15 protein-coding genes are annotated in these 20,082 nt (G+C 35.3%); 5 read left to right on the top strand and 10 right to left on the bottom strand.

Features of this window, described 5'->3' with window-relative positions:
* Nucleotide 1: 1 nt before the first annotated feature.
* Both CSW08_RS02980 and tsaD read right to left on the bottom strand, forming a co-directional pair.
* On the bottom strand, nt 2–706 hold the full coding sequence (locus tag CSW08_RS02980; protein WP_106658427.1) for a 16S rRNA (uracil(1498)-N(3))-methyltransferase: 705 nt from the start codon (nt 704–706) through the stop codon (nt 2–4).
* A gap of 75 nt (nt 707–781) precedes the next feature.
* The gene (gene tsaD / locus CSW08_RS02975) at nt 782–1,804 is read right to left on the bottom strand and encodes a tRNA (adenosine(37)-N6)-threonylcarbamoyltransferase complex transferase subunit TsaD (RefSeq protein ID WP_106658426.1); all 1,023 of its coding nucleotides are present in this window, start codon (nt 1,802–1,804) and stop codon (nt 782–784) included.
* 182 nt (nt 1,805–1,986) lie between these two features.
* Between tsaD and CSW08_RS02970 the strand changes: the two genes are divergently transcribed.
* From CSW08_RS02970 to CSW08_RS02950, 5 genes are all read left to right on the top strand, one after another.
* On the top strand, nt 1,987–6,426 hold the full coding sequence (locus CSW08_RS02970) for a translocation/assembly module TamB domain-containing protein (RefSeq protein WP_106658688.1): 4,440 nt from the start codon (nt 1,987–1,989) through the stop codon (nt 6,424–6,426).
* A 155-nt stretch (nt 6,427–6,581) separates the two neighbouring features.
* The gene (gene pfkA, locus CSW08_RS02965) at nt 6,582–7,568 is read left to right on the top strand and encodes a 6-phosphofructokinase (RefSeq protein ID WP_106658425.1); all 987 of its coding nucleotides are present in this window, start codon (nt 6,582–6,584) and stop codon (nt 7,566–7,568) included.
* A 17-nt stretch (nt 7,569–7,585) separates the two neighbouring features.
* Nucleotides 7,586–8,587, top strand: coding sequence for a type I glyceraldehyde-3-phosphate dehydrogenase (gene gap / locus CSW08_RS02960; RefSeq protein ID WP_106658424.1), 1,002 nt, complete (start codon nt 7,586–7,588; stop codon nt 8,585–8,587).
* Nucleotides 8,588–8,671: 84 nt separating this feature from the next.
* Complete coding sequence (locus CSW08_RS02955) at nt 8,672–9,532, top strand: N-acetylglucosamine kinase (protein WP_106658423.1); 861 nt, start codon at nt 8,672–8,674, stop codon at nt 9,530–9,532.
* Between the two features lie 152 nt (nt 9,533–9,684).
* Nucleotides 9,685–10,911, top strand: a complete 1,227-nt coding sequence (locus tag CSW08_RS02950) for an ATP-binding cassette domain-containing protein (protein ID WP_106658422.1) — start codon at nt 9,685–9,687, stop codon at nt 10,909–10,911.
* A 118-nt stretch (nt 10,912–11,029) separates the two neighbouring features.
* Here CSW08_RS02950 and CSW08_RS02945 read toward each other — a convergent pair whose 3' ends face one another.
* The 8 genes from CSW08_RS02945 to CSW08_RS02910 form a co-directional block, all read right to left on the bottom strand.
* The gene (locus CSW08_RS02945; protein ID WP_106658421.1) at nt 11,030–11,491 is read right to left on the bottom strand and encodes a toxin-antitoxin system YwqK family antitoxin; all 462 of its coding nucleotides are present in this window, start codon (nt 11,489–11,491) and stop codon (nt 11,030–11,032) included.
* A gap of 133 nt (nt 11,492–11,624) precedes the next feature.
* Nucleotides 11,625–13,874, bottom strand: a complete 2,250-nt coding sequence (locus CSW08_RS02940) for a multicopper oxidase domain-containing protein (protein ID WP_394337022.1) — start codon at nt 13,872–13,874, stop codon at nt 11,625–11,627.
* Between the two features lie 45 nt (nt 13,875–13,919).
* The gene (locus CSW08_RS02935; protein WP_106658419.1) at nt 13,920–16,421 is read right to left on the bottom strand and encodes a heavy metal translocating P-type ATPase; all 2,502 of its coding nucleotides are present in this window, start codon (nt 16,419–16,421) and stop codon (nt 13,920–13,922) included.
* Between the two features lie 93 nt (nt 16,422–16,514).
* Nucleotides 16,515–17,075: a helix-turn-helix domain-containing protein gene (locus CSW08_RS02930; protein WP_106658418.1), complete on the bottom strand. Its 561-nt coding sequence runs from the start codon at nt 17,073–17,075 to the stop codon at nt 16,515–16,517.
* Nucleotides 17,075–17,935, bottom strand: a complete 861-nt coding sequence (locus CSW08_RS02925) for a DUF3347 domain-containing protein (RefSeq protein WP_203226842.1) — start codon at nt 17,933–17,935, stop codon at nt 17,075–17,077. The genes CSW08_RS02930 and CSW08_RS02925 overlap by 1 nt, the downstream gene beginning before the upstream one ends.
* An 89-nt stretch (nt 17,936–18,024) precedes the next feature.
* Entirely contained in the window at nt 18,025–18,390 is a 366-nt protein-coding gene (locus CSW08_RS02920) for a hypothetical protein (RefSeq protein ID WP_106658417.1), read from the bottom strand.
* Between the two features lie 44 nt (nt 18,391–18,434).
* Complete coding sequence (locus tag CSW08_RS02915) at nt 18,435–19,067, bottom strand: trimeric intracellular cation channel family protein (RefSeq protein ID WP_106658416.1); 633 nt, start codon at nt 19,065–19,067, stop codon at nt 18,435–18,437.
* A 51-nt stretch (nt 19,068–19,118) separates the two neighbouring features.
* On the bottom strand, nt 19,119–19,997 hold the full coding sequence (locus CSW08_RS02910) for an IS982 family transposase (RefSeq protein ID WP_106658080.1): 879 nt from the start codon (nt 19,995–19,997) through the stop codon (nt 19,119–19,121).
* Between the last annotated feature and the right edge of the window lie 85 nt (nt 19,998–20,082).

Below are 20,082 nucleotides of genomic sequence, written 5' to 3'. Positions count from 1 at the left end.
ATTACTCATTTATAAAAGCTACAGAATGGCAAGCAACAATGGCGGCGGTTTCTGTACGTAATCGTGTGTCTCCCAAAGTTACGGGAATAAACTTATTCTCCATAGCCATTTTAATTTCTTTAACGCTAAAATCGCCTTCGGGTCCGATTAAAATAGTTGTATTCGACTCTGACTTAATTTCATTCTTCAAAGATTTTTTATCTGATTCCTCACAATGGGCAATAAATAAATCGCCATTAAAATCTTGATTTATAAAATCCTTAAATAGGATGGGTTCGTTAAGTTTTGGCAAATAGTAATGTAAAGACTGTTTCATGGCCGATTGTACGATCTTTTCAAAACGGTCTGTTTTTATAATTTTTCGTTCGCTGTGTTCACAAATAATAGGAGTGATGGTATCGATTCCAATTTCGGTTGCTTTCTCTAAAAACCATTCGTAACGGTCGTTCATTTTTGTCGGTGCGACCGCCAAATGTAACTGATAGTTTTTTTTAGGCTGGAAGGATTTTTCAATAATTTTGACCAAACAATTTTTTAAATCGGCAAGCGTGATTTTGGCAGTAAATAGCCAACCTTCGCCATTAGTGATATGTAGCGTATCTCCCATGTTTTTACGCAACACTTTTACAATATGATTGCTTTCTTCTTTAGAAAAAGAAAATTCACTTGTGTTTTCAGTAATGTCCGGATTGTAAAAAAGTTGCATGTTGCTAAGTTAAAAGTTAAAAGTGATTTTATGTCGGTTACAAACCCCTTCCCTTTGGGAATGCTGGGTAGGGCTTTAAATCTTCAGTCGCGCCGAAGCCGCCACATTTTGTTCGGCAAAATCATTATCCAAATATTTTAAATACCCTACAATGGCTATCATGGCAGCATTATCGGTCGTGAACTCAAATTTAGGGACATAGGTTGTCCAGCCGAATTTTTGTTCACCGTCTTTTAACGCTTTTCTAATACCCGAGTTTGCCGACACGCCACCGCCAATAGCAATATGTTTGATACCCGTTTGCTTAACGGCAAGTTTTAATTTATCGATTAAAATACCAATAATGGTGTATTGGATAGAGGCACAAATATCATTGATGTTTTCTGCTATAAAATTAGGGTTGGCTTTGGTTTCTTTCTGAATAAAATATAAAATCCCTGTTTTTAAACCTGAAAAGCTAAAATTTAAACCATCTACTTTAGGTTTGGTAAACGAAAACGCCTTGGGGTTGCCCAATTGCGCCCTTTTATCAATTTCTGGTCCGGCAGGATAACCCAAGCCCAGTATTTTTCCACTTTTATCAAACGCTTCACCAACGGCATCATCAATGGTTTCTCCAATAACATCCATGTCAAAATAATCATTCACCTTCACTATTTGTGTGTGGCCGCCTGAAATGGTCATCGCCAAAAAAGGAAACGGCGGTTTGTTAAAACCATCTTCTTCTATAAAATGAGCCAAAATATGCCCTTGCATGTGGTTCACATCAATAAGCGGAATATCCAACCCGTAAGCCAAGGATTTAGCAAAAGAGGTGCCCACAAGCAGCGAGCCCATAAGTCCGGGACCACGCGTAAACGCAATGGCATTGAGTTGGTCTTTAGTAATGTTAGCTTTTTTTATAGCCTGTGTTACTACGGGAACGATGTTTTGTTGATGCGCTCTAGAAGCTAATTCTGGCACAACACCACCAAATTCTTCATGTATTTTTTGGTTGGCAATAACATTACTCAATATACGCCCGTTATGTATTACAGATGCTGCTGTGTCATCGCAAGAAGACTCAATTCCCAGTATATAAATATTTTGTGAAGACATTAGTTAAAATTAGGCACAATAATTGTTAATTTTGAAAACAATTTAAAGTCTGATGCTTTCAATCGTTCGTATTTGCAAATGTAATTCATTATTAATAAAATAAAATCTCTCAACGTATCAAAAAAGTCTTAAAAATAGCATCCAAAATAGTAGGTGTTCTGCTACTCCTTTTCATCATTTTGGTGTTGATATTATCTATTCCCGCTATTCAAACCATACTAGGTAAATATGCTACAAACCGACTTAATAATGAATTAGGCACCAATATCAATATTGGAAAAGTGGGATTGCAATTTAATGGCGATGTAGAGCTTAAGAAAATTTATGTTGAAGATTATAAAAAAGGCACACTTATCAGTATAGCCGAATTAAACACATCTATTTTAAGTGTAAGGAATTTGATTAATGGCAAATTGGCCTTTGGTGATATAGATATAACGGATTTAATCTTTAATATTAAGACTTATCAAGGAGAAACTGACACTAATTTAGATGTTTTTGTAGCCAAATTTGAAGATGATAACCCAAGGGTTGAAGAGAATCATTTTTTAATGTCTTCTAGCGATGTTTCCATTTACAATGGGATTTTTAGAATGACGGATGAAAACAAGGAATCTGCCAAATTATTGGAATTTGAAAATTTAAATATCAATGCTACCAATTTTTTAATTAATGGAAGTGATGTTAGCACTAGAATAAATACACTGGCTTTTAAAGATAGCAGAGGTTTTGAAATGAAAAATATGTCAACAAATTTTTCATATTCCTTAACAGACATGATTTTCTCCAATCTTGATATTAAAACACCTAATTCCACTTTAAAAGGTTATTTACAATTTGCTTACGATAGGGAAAACTTTAAGGAATTTGCAGATAAAGTAAATATTATAGCAGATTTTAAGGATTCTACTATATTATTTGACGAGCTAAACATTTTTTATAACGAATTTGGAAAAAACCAATCTGCTACTTTTAACGTTGATTTAACTGGGACTTTAAATGATTTACAGATTAGTAATTTAGAGCTCAATACTAGTACAAATAGTAAGGTTTTCGGAAACATGAACTTTAAAAATCTGTTCATTAAAGAAACCGATAATTTTTATATGAAGGGAGATTTTTTAAATCTTACTTCAACATACAAAGATCTAAAGGCATTATTGCCCAATGCTTTAGGGTCTTCCATTCCAAGTTCGTTAGATAATTTGGGCAAATTTACCATAGCAGGACAAACAGAAATCACATCTGCTAACATCAATGCCAATATTAAAATAGATACCGATTTAGGCTTTCTTGATTCTAAACTAGAAATAAATAAAATTGATGATATTGATAACGCCATTTATAAAGGCAATGTGGCTTTTGAAAATTTTGATTTTGGAATATTTTTAAATAACCCCAAACTAGGGTTAGGGTCTCTAAATGTTGACGTTAAAGGACAAGGGTTTGTTGCTGCAACGATCAATACACAGGTCATTGGTAATGTTTTCGAAATACAATATAACGATTACAACTATACTGCCATCAAGGTTGAAGGAAATATTAGAAACAAAATTTTTGACGGAAACCTTATTTCAAATGATGAAAATTTGATACTGAATTTTAACGGACTTGTAGATTTTTCAGGAAAAGAAAATAAATATGATTTTGAAGCCAATATTGCCTATGCCAATTTATATGTATTAAACTTTATGAAAAAGGATAGTATATCTATTTTAAAAAGTGATGTTAAAATGAATGTAAACGGTAGCACTTTAGATAATGCCTATGGTAAAATTTCATTTAGCAACACTTCCTATAAAAATCAAAACGATACCTATTATTTTGAAAAATTCGATATTTCTTCTCGATTTGAAAACACGGTTCATTTTGTAGAAATCAACTCGCCAGATATTATTGAAGGTAATTTAAATGGGAATTTTGTATTTAAGGATTTACCTAAATTATTACAAAACTCATTAGGGCATATGTACACAAACTATGTACCTTATAAAGTAACAAAAAACCAATATGTAGATTTCAATTTTAAAATTTACAATAAAATAATAGAGGTTTTCTACCCAGAGATAGAAGTTGGAAAAAACACATATGTTAGAGGAAGGGTTGAAAACGATGAAGAAAAATTTAGGGTAACATTTAAATCTCCAGAAATAAAGGCGTATGATTATTTTGCTAATGATATTGAATTACAAATCGATAACAGCAATCCGCTTTTCAATACGTATATAGAAGTAGATAGTATCAATACAAAATACTACAATGTCTCTAAACTCAATTTAATAAATGTGACGCTTCGGGACACCTTGTTTATGCGAGCCGAATTTACAGGCGGAAAACAAAATAATGATATTTATAATTTAAGTTTTTACCATACTATTAATGAAGAAAAGCAATCTGTAGTTGGTTTTAAAACGTCTGATATCACCATAAAAGGCACAAAATGGTCCATAAACGAAAAACAAGATAGGTTTAACAAATTTACATTCAACAATAATTTTACGTACTTTAACATAGACAAGTTATTCATAAATCATGAAAATCAAGAATTAAGCCTTTCAGGATTTATAAAAGACTCTACCGAAAAAGATTTAAAACTTAATTTTAAAAATGTAGATCTGGCTAAAATTACTCCAGATATAGATAGTTTGTCACTTGCAGGAAATGTCAATGGCAAATTAGATCTTTTACAAAAAAATGGAAATTATTTACCAAATTCCACTATTGTTATAGATGATTTTAAGGTAAATGATTTTGAATTAGGATCGTTTGATGCCAGCATTACTGGAAATGAAAACCTAACAAATTACATTGTTGATGTAACCATTAAAGACGATGTCAAAAAATCATTTAGGGCCCAAGGAGATATAAGTGTTATGGGCAGCGAGCCCAATATTGACGTAAGTCTTACTTTTAATGATTTTGCACTCAAACCATTAAATCCGTTACTCCAAGATGTATTGGACAATATTAGGGGAAGTGTTACGGGAGATGTTAATCTTAATGGAAATTTAAAGCAACCTGATATTAATGGTAGTCTTACATTAAACAAATCTGGCTTTACCATACCTTATCTTAATGTCGACTACAGTTTTGCTGACAAATCATCCGTAACCTTAAAAGACCAAAGTTTCATTTTTAATAACATTCCATTAACCGACACTAAGTTTAACTCAAAAGGGCAATTAAATGGTAGTTTGAGCCATACAAATTTTTCAAAATGGGCTCTGGATTTGCAACTAAGTACACCTAGGTTGCTGGTGCTGGATACAGAATTGACAGATGAATCCGCTTATTATGGTACAGGCTTTATTGGGGGTACGGCGACAATTAAGGGGCCAACAGACCAATTGTCCATAGATGTGGTAGGGGAAACCAAAGCAGGAACCGTATTTAAAATCCCATTGAATAATACAGAATCATTTGGAGATAATTCGTTTATTCATTTTATAACAAAAGAAGAAAAAGAAGCTAAACTAAAAGGTATTGATTTGGTTTTAAATGATGTTTACGGACTTGAGTTAGACTTTGATTTGGATATCACTGAAGAAGCAGAACTGGAAATTATAATAAACCAAGATACCGGGCATGCTTTAAGAGGGAGAGGTAATGGCAACATACTTTTAGAAATCAACACCAATGGTAAGTTTAATATGTGGGGAGATTTTTCAGTATTTCAGGGAGTGTATAATTTCGCTTATGGTGGTTTGATTAGAAAAGAATTTACAGTAAAGCCAGGTGGAACCATTGCTTGGGATGGAGACCCATTAAATGCCCGCATTAATATTTCGGCTGTTTATAGAACAGAAACAAACCCATCGCCGTTACTTGATAATCCAATTAATAGAAGTATACCAGTAGACCTTAATATTAGTTTAACAGGCCAATTAGAGCAACCGGTACCTCTTTATGAGTTTGAGTTCCCAAATGTGAACTCCGCTGTAAAATCTGAGCTTCAGTATCGATTAGAGTCCGAAGAGGATAAGCAAAACCAAGCACTCTATTTACTGTCAACAGGTTCTTTTTCTAGGGGATTAAGTGAACTTAATTTTTCTGGTACTATTGCAGAACGACTTAATGGCATCATTAACAGCTTTTTTTCAAACGGAGATGGCAAACTTAATATTGGTCTGAATTATGAAGTAGGCACCAACAGACCTGATTACAGAACAGATAGTAGGTTCGATTTAAAACTGCAAACAAAAATAAGCGATCGCGTACTTATAAACGGTAAAGTAGGGGTGCCGGTTGGAGGTTCTGGAGCCAACGAAACAGTCGTGGCGGGAGATGTTCAAATTAATTTTTTATTGAATGAAGATGGTACATTAACAGCAAATGTATTTAATAGGGAGAATAGCATCAGGAATTTTGGTGAAGACATTGGATATACACAAGGCGTGGGGCTTACTTATAGTGTGGATTTTGATACGTTTAAAGAATTAATACAGCATTTATTTAAAAAGGAAAAAACTCCAGAAAACCTAACTCAAGAAGAAGGAACTCCTCAGGAAGTCACACCTCCACAACAAGAGGAAGTAGATGAAGATGGATACGAAGAAGAGGACGACCCAAATGCTTTGCCTGGTTTTATTACCCAGAAGCCTGCAAAGAAAGAGGATGAATAATTTAATAAAAAAAGCCTCATTTTTGTATATATATTAATATATTAGGTTTTTTATTAACTAAAACGTTATAGTTTTGCATCTCCTATTAAAATAGGGTAAATGCTATCGTTATCTAATTTTTCTTTAGTAATTTTACCTCTAATTAAAAAAAATTGATGCCAAAAGCAATAAAAAAGATAGGGGTTTTAACATCTGGAGGAGATTCTCCTGGAATGAATGCAGCTATACGATCGGTCGTTAGAACATGTGCATATCATAATGTTGAGTGTGTCGGTATTTACCGTGGTTATGAAGGGCTTATTGAAGGAGATTTTCAGTTATTGGATGCCAGAAGCGTTAGGGGTATTATAAACAAAGGAGGTACCATGCTGAAGTCTGCAAGATCTAAAGAATTTAGAGAAAAAGAAGGAAGACAAAAGGCTTTTCGAAAATTATCTGAGGCTAGCATAGATGCTCTTGTAATCATTGGAGGTGATGGGTCGTTTACTGGAGCCATGATTTTTAATGAGGAATTTGATTTTCCAGTTATAGGTATTCCAGGAACCATAGATAATGACATCGTGGGTACATCCAATACCTTAGGTTTTGATACTGCCTTAAATACGGTTGTAGATGCTATAGATAAAATTCGGGATACAGCGAGTTCACATAACAGGTTGTTTTTTGTTGAAGTGATGGGCCGGGATGTTGGTCACATTGCTTTAAATGTAGGAATAGCTGGTGGTGCAGAAGAAATTTTAATCCCTGAAGAAGATTTAGGGTTGGATAGACTTGTGGAGTCATTAAACAGAAGTAGAAAATCAGGAAAAACATCTAGCATTGTTGTTGTTGCTGAAGGTGATAAAATAGGAAAGAATATTTTTGAACTTAAAGATTATGTAGATCAGAACATGGAAGGTTACGACGTTAGAGTGTCCGTTTTAGGGCATATGCAACGTGGTGGGCCACCATCTTGTTTCGACCGTGTTTTGGCCAGCAGAATGGGCGTTAAAGCGGTGGAATCGTTGTTGGAAGGAAAAACCAATTATATGGTCGGACTTATGAATGGTGCTATGGAGTTAACACCTTTAGAAATGGCGATTAAAGGAAAAACAAAAATAAATTTAGAATTATTGCGTGTCTCAGATATCATGAGCACTTAACATTTATAAACAAAATTATGTCAAAATTAAAATTAGGAATTAACGGATTTGGTAGAATAGGTAGAATTGCTTTTAGAGTAGCAGTTAGTAGACCAGATATTGAAGTAGTGGGTATTAACGATTTGTTAGATGTTGAACATTTAGCATATTTATTAAAGTATGATTCTATTCACGGTCGTTTTAACGGCACTGTTGAAGTTAAAAATGGTCAATTAGTAGTTAATGGCAAAGAAATAAGAATTACTGCTGAGCGTAATCCAGAAGATTTAAAATGGGATGCTGTTGGTGCTACTGTTGTATTAGATTGTACAGGTATTTTCACAACGTTGGAAGGTGCACAAAAACACATTACTGCAGGTGCTAAAAAAGTAGCGATTTCTGCACCATCTGCAGACGCTCCTATGTTTGTTATGGGTGTAAACCATAAAAAAATCACGGCTGAACATACAATCGTTTCAAATGCGTCTTGTACAACAAACTGTTTAGCGCCTTTAGCTAAAGTTATTAATGATAATTTCGGAATTGTAGAAGGGTTAATGACAACCGTTCATGCAACTACTGCTACACAATTAACCGTTGATGGTCCTTCAAAAAAAGACTGGAGAGGTGGTAGAAGTGCCTTAATGAACATCATTCCTTCTTCAACAGGAGCTGCTAAAGCTGTTGGTAAAGTTATTCCAGAACTTAACGGTAAATTAACTGGTATGGCGTTTAGGGTTCCTACGGCAGATGTATCGGTTGTAGATTTAACCGTAAGAACAGAAAAATCAGCTACATGGGATGAAGTTAAAGCGGCTTTCAAGAAAGCCTCAGAAGGTGAATTAAAAGGTATATTAGGTTATACTGAGGAAGCTGTGGTATCTCAAGATTTCGTTTCAGAACCTAGGACAAGTGTTTTTGATGCAGATGCAAGTATTGCATTGAATGATAATTTCTTTAAATTAGTATCTTGGTACGATAATGAATTTGGATATTCAACTAAATTAGTTGACTTAGCACAACACATTAGCAAAATATAATTCAAGAAAAAAAATAGTGTTAACAACTCCACAGAATATTGTAGTATCATTACAAGAGTCTGTGGAGTTTTTTATTTAAAAACCATGATTTTAATTGTTGATAGTGGCTCTACAAAAAGCGATTGGATTGCTGTAGATAATAGTGGTAATAAGCTTTTAGAGAAGTTAAGGACAAAAGGGCTTAATCCGGAAATCTTATCAGAGGATAAACTAAAAAAAATAATTAAAAAGCATCCAGATTTAAAAGTACATAAAAGCGACGTTACGCACGTGTTTTTTTACGGTGCCGGTTGTGGTACAGATAGAGGTAAGGAGATTGTGCGTAATGCACTTAAAGAAATCTTTTTAAATGCGGTTGTAACAGTGGAAGAAGATACTTTTGCAGCGGTATATGGCACTATTAGCCATGAAACCGAAGCAGCTGTGGTTTGTATTTTAGGAACAGGCTCGAACTGTAGTTATTATGATGGCCGCAAATTACACCAACGTGTGCAGTCTTTAGGCTATATTTTAATGGATGATGCTGCAGGGAATTATTATGGTAAAGAACTTATTAGAGATTACTATTTCAATCACATGCCCGAAGCTATTAAAGTAGCTTTTGGCAGTAAATATAATTTGGAACCCGATTACATAAAATACAATATTTACAAGCAATCCAACCCAAATGCTTATTTGGCAAACTTTGCAGAATTCATGTTTTTAAATAAAGAGTCAGCCTATATTGTGGAACTTATCAAAAAAGGCATCCGCTTGTTTGCAAAAAACATGATCATGCAGTACAAGGAAGAACTTAAAACCGTTCCGGTGCATTTTGCAGGTTCCATTGCTTATTTCTCTCAAGAAGAAATTAGGCAAGTAGCGTTAGAAATGGGATTTGTTGTTGGTAATTTTGAACGTCGGCCTATTGAAGGTTTAGTGGCTTTTCATACTAAGAATTTGTAATTTAAACTTTATGTCATACTGTCCCGATTGCTATCGGGATTGTTTCAGTATCTCATCTCAATTAAAATTAAATTAAGAGACCCCTGAGACAAGCTCAGGGTGACACGTTTACATAATACAAATTATTACCTTTTTTTAAAAATTACACCTATTTGGATATCCATAACGCCATATATATTTCCAATAATGAGGATAAGCATCAACTTATTGATCGCATTATAGACGGTGGTCTTTTTGAAGGTTTTTCAAAGTTAAAAGGTGCGCTTTTTTCTGAAATTACTTTAAACCAATTCATTGAAGAAGAAATCATCCACGAACATTTTGATGTGGTGACAAACACCAAAAATAGTCTTCAAAAATCTTCTGAAGGCGAACGGAAAAAAGCCTTATTAAACCACCTCATTTTACAAAACCCCGAATATCTTATTGCCGATAATGTTTTTGGTAATCTAGATACCGCTGCACAAGCCGACATTCAACAGACTTTAAAACAATTGAGTTTTAAAATCCCCATTATACAGATTATAAATAGAATGGAAGATTTACTTTCTTTTATTAATAAAATCTATCGATTAGAAGATAATAGTTTGGTGTTAATTGATAATATTAATAGTTTAAAAACGAATGCCAATAATTTGTTTATAGAATCATTGCCCAAGCATCACAATTCAAGCTTAAAGCCCATCTATAAGTTAGTGACATTTAAAAACGTATCGGTTAAATATAATGACAGACCTATTTTAAATGCGATTCATTGGGAGATTAAATCTGGTGAATTTTGGCAACTTATCGGCCCTAACGGTTCTGGAAAAAGTACGATGTTGTCCATGATAACGGGCGATAATCCCAAAGCTTTTTTACAGGACATCACGTTGTTCGGCATGAAAAAGGGGAGTGGTGAAACGGTTTGGGACATTAAAAAGCATATTGGTTATTTTTCGTCCGATATGCTGAGAGGGTTTATGCGATCAGATTCCATTGAAAATATGATTATTTCAGGTTTTTTTGATTCTATTGGGCTTTACAAATTCCCTTTGGAACGGCAAACCCTCATAGCGCATCAATGGTTACGAATATTAAATATGTACGATATTAAAGAAAAGAATTTTTTATCCTTATCCAATGGTCACCAACGGTTGGTGTTGATTGCTAGAGCCATGGTAAAACAGCCACCATTATTAATTTTAGATGAACCCACTAACGGACTGGATGATGTGGATGCTCAATTATTTATACAACTCATCAACAAAATTGCCTTAGAAAGTGATACTGCTATTTTATACGTGTCTCACAGACATGAAGTGGGACTTAAACCAGATTTTATTTATGAGTTGGTGCCTAGTGAAAGTGGTTCTATTGGTAGAGAAATAGAAACTTAGATTACGCTTATTTTTTCAGATCATTTATACCAATGAGCAAGGTGAAGTTATATTTTTAAAATTACTACCACTAAGCAGAGCATGGCGGTAGCGAGAAAGTGTTTTAGGTGATTGAATTTTAGTTTTTTTGATATTTTTCATATTCATCTTTTGATACTATTCTTCCATACCAGTAATAAGTTTCACTATCATTTCCATAAGACCAAGCTATTCCATGAAATATTCCATTTGAATAAGGAATTTTTCTCATAATGGTTTTTCCAGTATCATCGTATTCAATCCATAATCCATTAGGAAGGCCATTTATGAAATATTTTTCTCTAATTCTAACACCTTCGTAAAAAGTTTCAGCTTTACCTTCAGCTTTACCATTTATAAATTCGGTTAAACTATATTGTCCTGGAAAAACCCCTGAAATTTTATATTTTCCAGATAATAATTTTTCATTTTTATAAACAGTCATTTCTGTTGAATCAGAATTTGTTTCAAATTTTAAATCACACATTTCTACTTCCTTGATTTCTTGAGCCGAGATATGATTGAAGAGTATTAAAACTAATATTAAGAGTAGTTTTTTCATATTTTTCAAATTGACCTAAATACATATACTAATATGTGTTAAATTATCTTACAAAACAAGCGAAAATTTTTTTTGCTTAAAAAAGGATTTCCAACTTTTCAACTAATGACACTTTTAGGCTCATGAATGGGAGTCAATACATTAGAGTCAATCCTACTCCAAATCCCATATCACTGTCGTAGTGCGTTCTTAACCCGAAATTTTTTCCGGCAATATAATTCAGTCCAACCATATATTCTTTGTCTGTATTTACCATAAACGCGGCTCGCACTCTTTTAGAAATTGGAATGTCTTCCCGCATCAAAGACAAACGAACAATCCCATCGTGATACATTTCTGCTTGAAAATTTACCAACATAGGCAATGTGTACATAAACCCTAAACTCAACGCACTTCTAAGGTCTTTTTTGTTTGTTTGTCCGAACAAGTTAATCTCCTGCTCATCCATTCCCATATTCCGATAGCGCCAATCAAATCCAATAAATGGCATGAACCATTGGTTTCTGCCCATGTATCGCCCTATATGGGTTTCCGCTTCATAACCGTGCATATCATTATAACCCAATCGCCATTCCGTTCCAAAACTCCAACGGGTATTTTGTAACATCATCTCACCGTCATTTCCGTTGGTGGCAAAATCATTTTGTACCATAAAATGCAACTCGTTACTTTCGCTTTGTAATTTTTTATAAGCCCAAGGTTTATTAGGTAGTAGTGGGTTTGGTGCTTGATTTTCATAACTAAAAACACGGTTCATTCCAGCCATCATATGGTAGAGAATATGGCAATGAAAAAACCAATCGCCCTCTAAATTGGCTTCAAATTCAATGACATTGGTTTCCATAGGCATGATATCCAATACATTTTTAAGTGGTGCATAATCGCCTTGGCCATTGATGACCCTAAAATCGTGACCGTGTAAGTGCATAGGGTGCCGCATCATAGAATTGTTGAACAGAGTTATCCTGACGATTTCACCTTTTTTAATCAGAATTTTGTCTGATTCAGAGAGCACTTTGTTATCCATACTCCACACATAGCGGTTCATATTTCCTGTTAAGTCAAATTTTAATTCCCTAACTGGAGCATCTTCTGGTAAGGTTGTTTTTGTGGGCGATTTTAGCATGGCGTAATTCAATGTGACCATCTCCGTATTACCCGGACTGTGGTTGGAATGGTCCATGGTGTCCATCGCCATGTCGTCACCCATTTTCATACTTTTTTTATCACCCGTAATCTCAGGATACATGACCGTGTTCATATCCATTTGTTGTAATGACATATTCATGCCCATATCATTCATGGTGCCGTCCATGTTCATCATACCGTTCATCATTTTCATGCCTTCAAAGTATTTCAATTTGGGTAACGGACTTACCAATTGTTTGATGCCTGCACCGATATAGATTGAAACTGACTTGGTACGGTCTTCGGGTGTTGCCAAAAATTCGTAGGACGTGTTTTCCGCTGGAATTGTAACAATAACATCATACGTTTCTGAAACGCCTATAATCAATCTATCTACTTCCACAGGTTCTACATCGTTACCATCATTGGCAACGACCATTATTTTACCACCAGCATACGTCAACCAAAAATAGGAGGATGCTCCACCATTGGAAATCTGTAAACGTACTTTATCACCGGCTTTGAAAGCCCCACCCTCCGCCCTCCCCAAAGGAGAGGGAACTTGACTTTCTGATGTGCCATTTATTAGAAATTTATCATAATATATATCACTCACATCCATAGCTAACATGCGTTTCCATTCATTTGTGAGTTTGGTTTTTAAATGTCCTGCCTTTATGGCTTCAGCATAGCTTTGAGTGGTTCCCTTTTTAATGGCGAACCAATCGGTAGCGTTATGCAACATACGGTGTACATTTTCGGGATTGTAATCTGTCCATTCACTTAAAATTATGGGAACGGATGACAAATCATCTATCCCTTTTCTAAAAGAAGGATCGTCTTCTCTTTTTTTCAAAATCATCGAGCCATACATACCTATTTGCTCTTGTAATCCGCTATGACTATGGTACCAATGAGTCCCATTTTGAATGATTGGAAACCGATATATGTGAGTGGTATTTGGTTCAATGGGCATCTGTGTTAAAAAAGGAACGCCATCTTCTTTATTGGGCAAATACAAGCCGTGCCAGTGCAACGATGTACTTTCTTTGAGTTGATTATGAACATGGATTTCAGCCGTGTCACCTTCGGTAAAGGTGAGTGTTGGCATAGGTATTTGTCCGTTTACGGCAATGGCCCGTTTTTCTTTTCCGGTAAAATTGACGATGGTGTCTTTTACATAAAGGTCATATCGCACCACTTTTTGGGCGAATATGGTAGTAGTTAACAACAGTAAAACAACGATTGTTAACATTTTTTTATTAAATGTATTTCGATTATTCATTTAATGATTTTACTATTATATCTTAACAGTTCTTAATCGTAACGCATTCACAATCACTGAAACCGAGCTAAAGCTCATAGCCAAAGCAGCAATCATAGGTGAGAGTAAAATACCAAAGAATGGAAAAAGCAATCCTGCTCCAATGGGAATTCCCAACGTGTTGTAAATGAGTGCAAAAAATAGATTTTGCTTAATGTTTCTCATTACGGATTGACTCAATTTTTGTGCTTTCACAATACCCTGTAAATCTCCCTTTATCAAGGTTATCATGGCACTTTCTATGGCAACGTCTGTTCCTGTTCCCATTGCGATACCTACATCACTTTTTGCTAAAGCAGGAGCATCATTTATGCCATCGCCCGCCATTGCTACTACCTTGCCTTGTTGTTGAAGTTTTTCCACCTCCTTCATTTTATCTTCGGGTAACATACTGGCTTTAAAATCTGCCAATTTTAGTTCATCCGCAACGGCTTTGGCCGTATCGTGATTATCGCCTGTAAGCATAATTACGTCAATGCCATTTTTTTGAAGTTCGGCAATGGCTTTGGCACTTGTGGCTTTTATTTTATCACCGATCACCACATAGCCAACTACTTCTTTATCTACAGATAAATACGATACTGTTTTTCCTTGTTTTTGAAAAGTTTTAACTTCTTCCTGCATTTTGGAAGTAATTTCGGCATTGCTGTATTCCATCATTTTTGGATTGCCTAAGGCTGCTTTTTTGCCATTAACAAAAGCTTCAACACCTTTGCCTGTAACAGCACTAAATTTTTCATTTGTTAAAATCTTTGTATCTTGTTCTTTTCCAAATTTTACCGTTGCTTCAGCTAATGGGTGTTCACTGTTGCTATTTAATGAGACGATAATTTGAAGCACTTCACTTTCACTATAACTATTACCAAAAGCACCTATTTTTTCGACTGTAGGTTTTCCTTCTGTAATTGTTCCTGTTTTGTCAATAATTAAAGTATTTACTTTATTCAATTTCTCTAGTGCTTCGGCATTTTTTATCAATACACCATTTTGAGCACCTTTGCCCACGCCTACCATCACCGACATTGGCGTAGCCAACCCTAATGCACACGGACAAGCAATAATCAACACGGCAATGGCATTGACAAAGGCGAATACATAAGCAGGTTCTGGGCCCCAAATTGCCCAAACAGCAAAAGTGAGCAAAGAAATAAGGACTACTGCTGGTACAAAATACCCTGAAACTTTATCGGCTAAATTTTGAATAGGCGCACGACTTCTACTGGCATTATTCACCATATGAATGATTTGAGAGAGTAATGTATCACTACCTACCTTTTCGGCTTTCATCAGAAAAGATTGGTTACCATTGATAGTGCCACTCGTTACTTTATCGTCAGTAACTTTATTTACGGGAATAGGCTCACCTGTAATCATCGATTCGTCAATAGTGGTTTCTCCTTCTATAATTGAGCCATCCACCGGAATTTTATCACCAGGTTTTACTTTTAAAATATCACCTAATTCAATTTTATCAATGGTCACTTCAACTTCTTCACCATCGACTACTTTGATGGCTTTGTTGGGGGCTAATTTCAATAGTTCTTTTACTGCCGAATTGGTTTTGCTATGGGCACGAGCTTCTAATAATTGCCCTAAAAGCACCAAGGTTAGAATTACGGTCGCCGCTTCAAAATAGACATGAACAGCACCTGATTCTGTTTTAAACTGTGAAGGAAAAACATCTGGAAAAAACATCCCGAACAAACTAAATAACCACGCCACACCCGCACCAATACCGATAAGTGTAAACATATTGAGGTTCCAGGTTTTGATGCTTTTGTAGGCACGCTCAAAAAACATCCAAGTGGCATAAAACACAACTGGAATGGACAATACCAACTGAATCCAATTCCAATACTTTTGTTCTAATATTTCATAAAGTGGATTGTTAGAAAGCATTTCGCTCATGGCGATTAAAAAAATGGGCAAGGTGAATACTGATGCTATCCAAAACTTCTTCAATAATTTTTTATACGTTTTTTCCTCTGCTGAAAGGTCGGGTTGTAGCGGCACCAGATCCATTCCGCAGATGGGGCAAGCACCGGCTTCGTCTTTTATAATTTCGGGATGCATTGGGCATGTCCATTGTTCTGAAGAAGTGCTCGATACGTTCTGTTCTTCTATTAAATCCATTCCACAAACAGGACAGTCTACCGGCTGATCATATATTTTATCGTCTTCACACCGCATTGGGCAGTAGAACGTTCCCGTGCCTTTCCCTTTAGGTTGTTCTTGTTGTTTTGATTCCGAATGATGTTGATGCCCACCTGGTAAATGAATACCATATCTACCACCATCATTTTTAAGGGCTTCTTGAAACGTTTCCAAAGGAATATGGGATGTCATTTCAATCGTCGCTTCTGCGGTCTCCAAATTAACCGTTGCTTTTGAAACGCCTTTAACTTTTGAAAGGGTTTGTTCAACGTGACTCCGACAACCATTGCAGGTCATTCCTGTTATGTGATATGTATGTACCATAATCTTGAATTTTAAGGTTAAAAAACTATGTTACAAAGTTCGCTAGTTGGTCGTGTACTTTTGTTGTAGAATTTTGGTTTTGAGTTGTAACATTTATAAATCCTCAATCTGCATTCTTTTTTTGTCTTTTAATTGTTTGTAATGTGATGGTGAAAATCCCGTAATCTTTTTGAACTGATTGCTCAAATAAGCCACACTACTATAATGTAGCAAAAAAGAAATTTCACTGAGACTCATTTCATCATACATCAAGAGTTCCTTAACCCTCTCAATTTTTTGAAGGATAAAATACTTCTCAATGGTGATGCCTTCTACCTCAGAAAACAGATTACTCAACATGGCATAGTCTTGCAGTAAATGATTAGAAATATATTCTGATAGGTTCACATTAAGTTCATTGTTTTTGTGATGCACCAAATCAATGATTAAAGTTTTTATTTTTTCTATGGCTTTACTTTTTTTGTCATCTATCAATTCGAACCCAAATACTTTTAATGTGGCTGCTATGTCATGCTTCTGCTGTTCAGTAACAGGTTCCAATGTGTCAATGACTCCCAAATCAACAGAAAGTAGTTGAAGTCCGAGTTTTTCTAACTCAGACTTCACTAACATTCTGCAACGGCTACACACCATATTTTTGATGTAGAGCTTCATTATTCTATCGTTTCTAAGGTATTGCCGCAGGTTAACATTTGCGCCCCATAATATGGGTTTTTAATGGCACTTTCCTTGCTCAACCAATTGGCGCCTTTACCGTTATTTGCCATGGGGCAATGTTGGTAATATATGGATGTATCTTGTTTAGAAGCTTTAAGTATCTGGTACATAGGGTCGGATAATGTGATGAAATGGGTTCTTTGAAGACTGATATCTTTGGTTGCTTCCATATGTCCTGTATTTAACGCCAAGTCTTTCATTACCTTCATCCAGACAGTATGTGATTCGCTTGTTAGTTTTTCCATTTTTACTGCATCTATAGCGGTAAGTAAAGTTTTAGCTTTTGCAGAAGTCAAAGTCCCATCAGAGGCAACCAACGCATCTTTTAAGATAAAATAGGCGTCAAAAACAACTTTCAATGGATGTTCATCTTGCTTTATTTCTACATTTTCATTAACCATTTCTTGATGGTGCATGGCATGGTCTTCCATGGATTCCGTTTTTACTATCGCCGTTTTCTTCACACGGTCGTATTGGCAACATTCAGCAAGTTTGGCATACGCATCGTCTGGAGCCAAAAAGTTATCACTATCATAACCCGCCAATGCAATGCGCTTCAAAATTTCATCTGAGTTGGTTTTACTGGAATCATAAATAAGCGTTGCCATTTTGGTATCTTTGTCCCAATCTACACTAGCTACTTTTTTAATATTTCCTGCATTTTCGATGGTGCTCTCGCACATCTCACAGTTTCCGTATATTTTTACGTTTTCGGTCTTGGAATTCTTAATTTGAGCGTTACATGATGTAACTGATAGCAACAGTATCATTGCCATCCATTTTTTTATTGAGTTCATTTTTGAAAGTTTAATATTATTGAAATAATTAAATTGAAAGCCCATTTTAGCTTTCAATAAGACAGACCTTTGTCTGTGATAGTATGAAATCAGCCTATTTTTGGTGGTTGCCAAATAGAAAGAAATCCTGACGAATAATACGTTTCTTGGTAATAGAGGTTTGTTGTGGTCTCTATAAACTTTACCTGAACTAATTTAGTAAATAAGGGGTTTGTAACATTTGAAAAAACGGATGGGCAATGACAACCAGCATTACTACAAATACCATCACAACCTTTTTCGCTATGAGATGAATCAGCTTGTTTACAACAATCTTGTATGTCGGAATTTGCTAATTTATCCTTAGTACAGGTGCGCTCCGATTTTTCTCTGGATGTTCCACAAGCATAGCTGTTTGTTGGTATCAGAATGAAACCAAACAGCGTTAGACATACTATGTATAAAAATCTCGACATACGTTAATACCAAAGATAGGAATAATTAGTTTGTAGTATCGCTTTTAATTGTCTTTCGATTTATTGTTTAGTGCTTGTAACTGTGGCAAATGAAGATGAAACTTTACTGCAACCAATCGCAAGACTATGACGGTTGATGCTGCTATTATTTCCGTAATATCTGTTGGTAGGTTAAAATAACTGCAAGCAAAATAGATGCCACCACCAGCCACGCAGGCAAGCGCATAAATATCCTTTCTAAAAATTAAAGGTACTTCGTTCAGCAACACGTCCCTGACCACACCGCCTACAGTACCTGTAATGGTTCCCATAACAATACAAACCCATAAAGGCAGTCCAGCATTAATACTCAAGGTAATGCCCACTATGGTAAATAGTCCAAGTCCAATGGTATCAAATAAAAACAGGGTACTTCCCCATTTAAATAGTTTGTCTTTAAATAGCAATGTGGCGATAAGGGCAACGCCTGTGGTTATGAAGTATTTAGAATCCAATATCCAAAACGGCGTGACGTCAAGTAGCAAATCTCTCATGGTGCCACCACCAATGGCGGTTACTAAACCAATAATATAAGCCCCGAACCAGTCAATGTGTTTACCCGATGCCAACCGGATGCCACTTATGGCAAATGCAAATGTGCCTAAGAGTTCTATGAGTATGGTGAAATTCAGTTCCAAAATTCTTTTTGTTTGTTGCTATTTATAAACTAATAATACTCGTTGTGCATTTTAAATAATGCTAATTTTAATATTGTTGATGTTTCTATCAAAAATAAACTTATTGATATATTGAATTGTTGTAAGGGCCGCTATTTTAGATAGGATCCTAGTCTTAAATCCTCGAAAAGACTTGGCATAATTACGTCTTATCATAAATTGGTCACATAATTGTGAGAACAATGTCTCTATTCTTTTTCTCTTTTTTCTGAAAATGTAAGGTTGTTTTTTATAATCTTTTTGATTGCTTCTCATAGGTGTATTTAGCTTTATGTTACAGGTTTCAAACAAATTGAGCTGTATTTCTGCTGATAGATACCCTCTATCTCCAATTAAAGTGCAATCGCCCATTTGTGCTTTAATGTCCTTAAGGTAATTGACATCGTGTACCGATGCAGGGCTCAAATCGACACTTTGAAAAACACCTTTAATAGAACAGACGGCGTGCAGCTTATAACCATAATAATTGGAACCTTGGGAGGCACAATAGCCTTTGTCAGGAAAAGCATAGGCATCCTCTTTACAGACTCTCGAACGGGAACTTCGTGATAATTTACAAACCTCTAAAGGCATACTGTCCACTATAAAATAATCTTCAAATTCATTAAAATGAGAGGCTAATCTTAATCGGATATCATCCATGTAACCTACTAATTTCCGTCTTCTTCGATTGTAGACGCTCCTGTCTATTTTTGAGGCAATAATGACAGGGAGCTTTCTAAATAAATCATTCTCACTATCTATTCCCATAAATTCAGCTGTTAAGCTTAAACAAATCAGTTCCAAATCACTCAGCTTCGGTCGACGTCTTTGATAGTCCAAAAGTTGTTCTTTTGATATTTTTTGTAATACTTCCAATATTCTTTCGTAATTTGCATTTAAGTTGTTCATAATTAATGTTTTATCGCTAAAACAATTTACTGATTATCAGTAATATGGACAACTTTTTTCTTTTAAATCATAATGCACAACGGGT

The organism is Confluentibacter flavum (assembly GCF_002843175.1).
Classification (GTDB): Bacteria; Bacteroidota; Bacteroidia; order Flavobacteriales; family Flavobacteriaceae; genus Confluentibacter; species Confluentibacter flavum.
The sequence above is the reverse complement of the archived record's forward strand: the minus strand, read 5'-3'. Positions and strand labels throughout refer to the sequence as shown.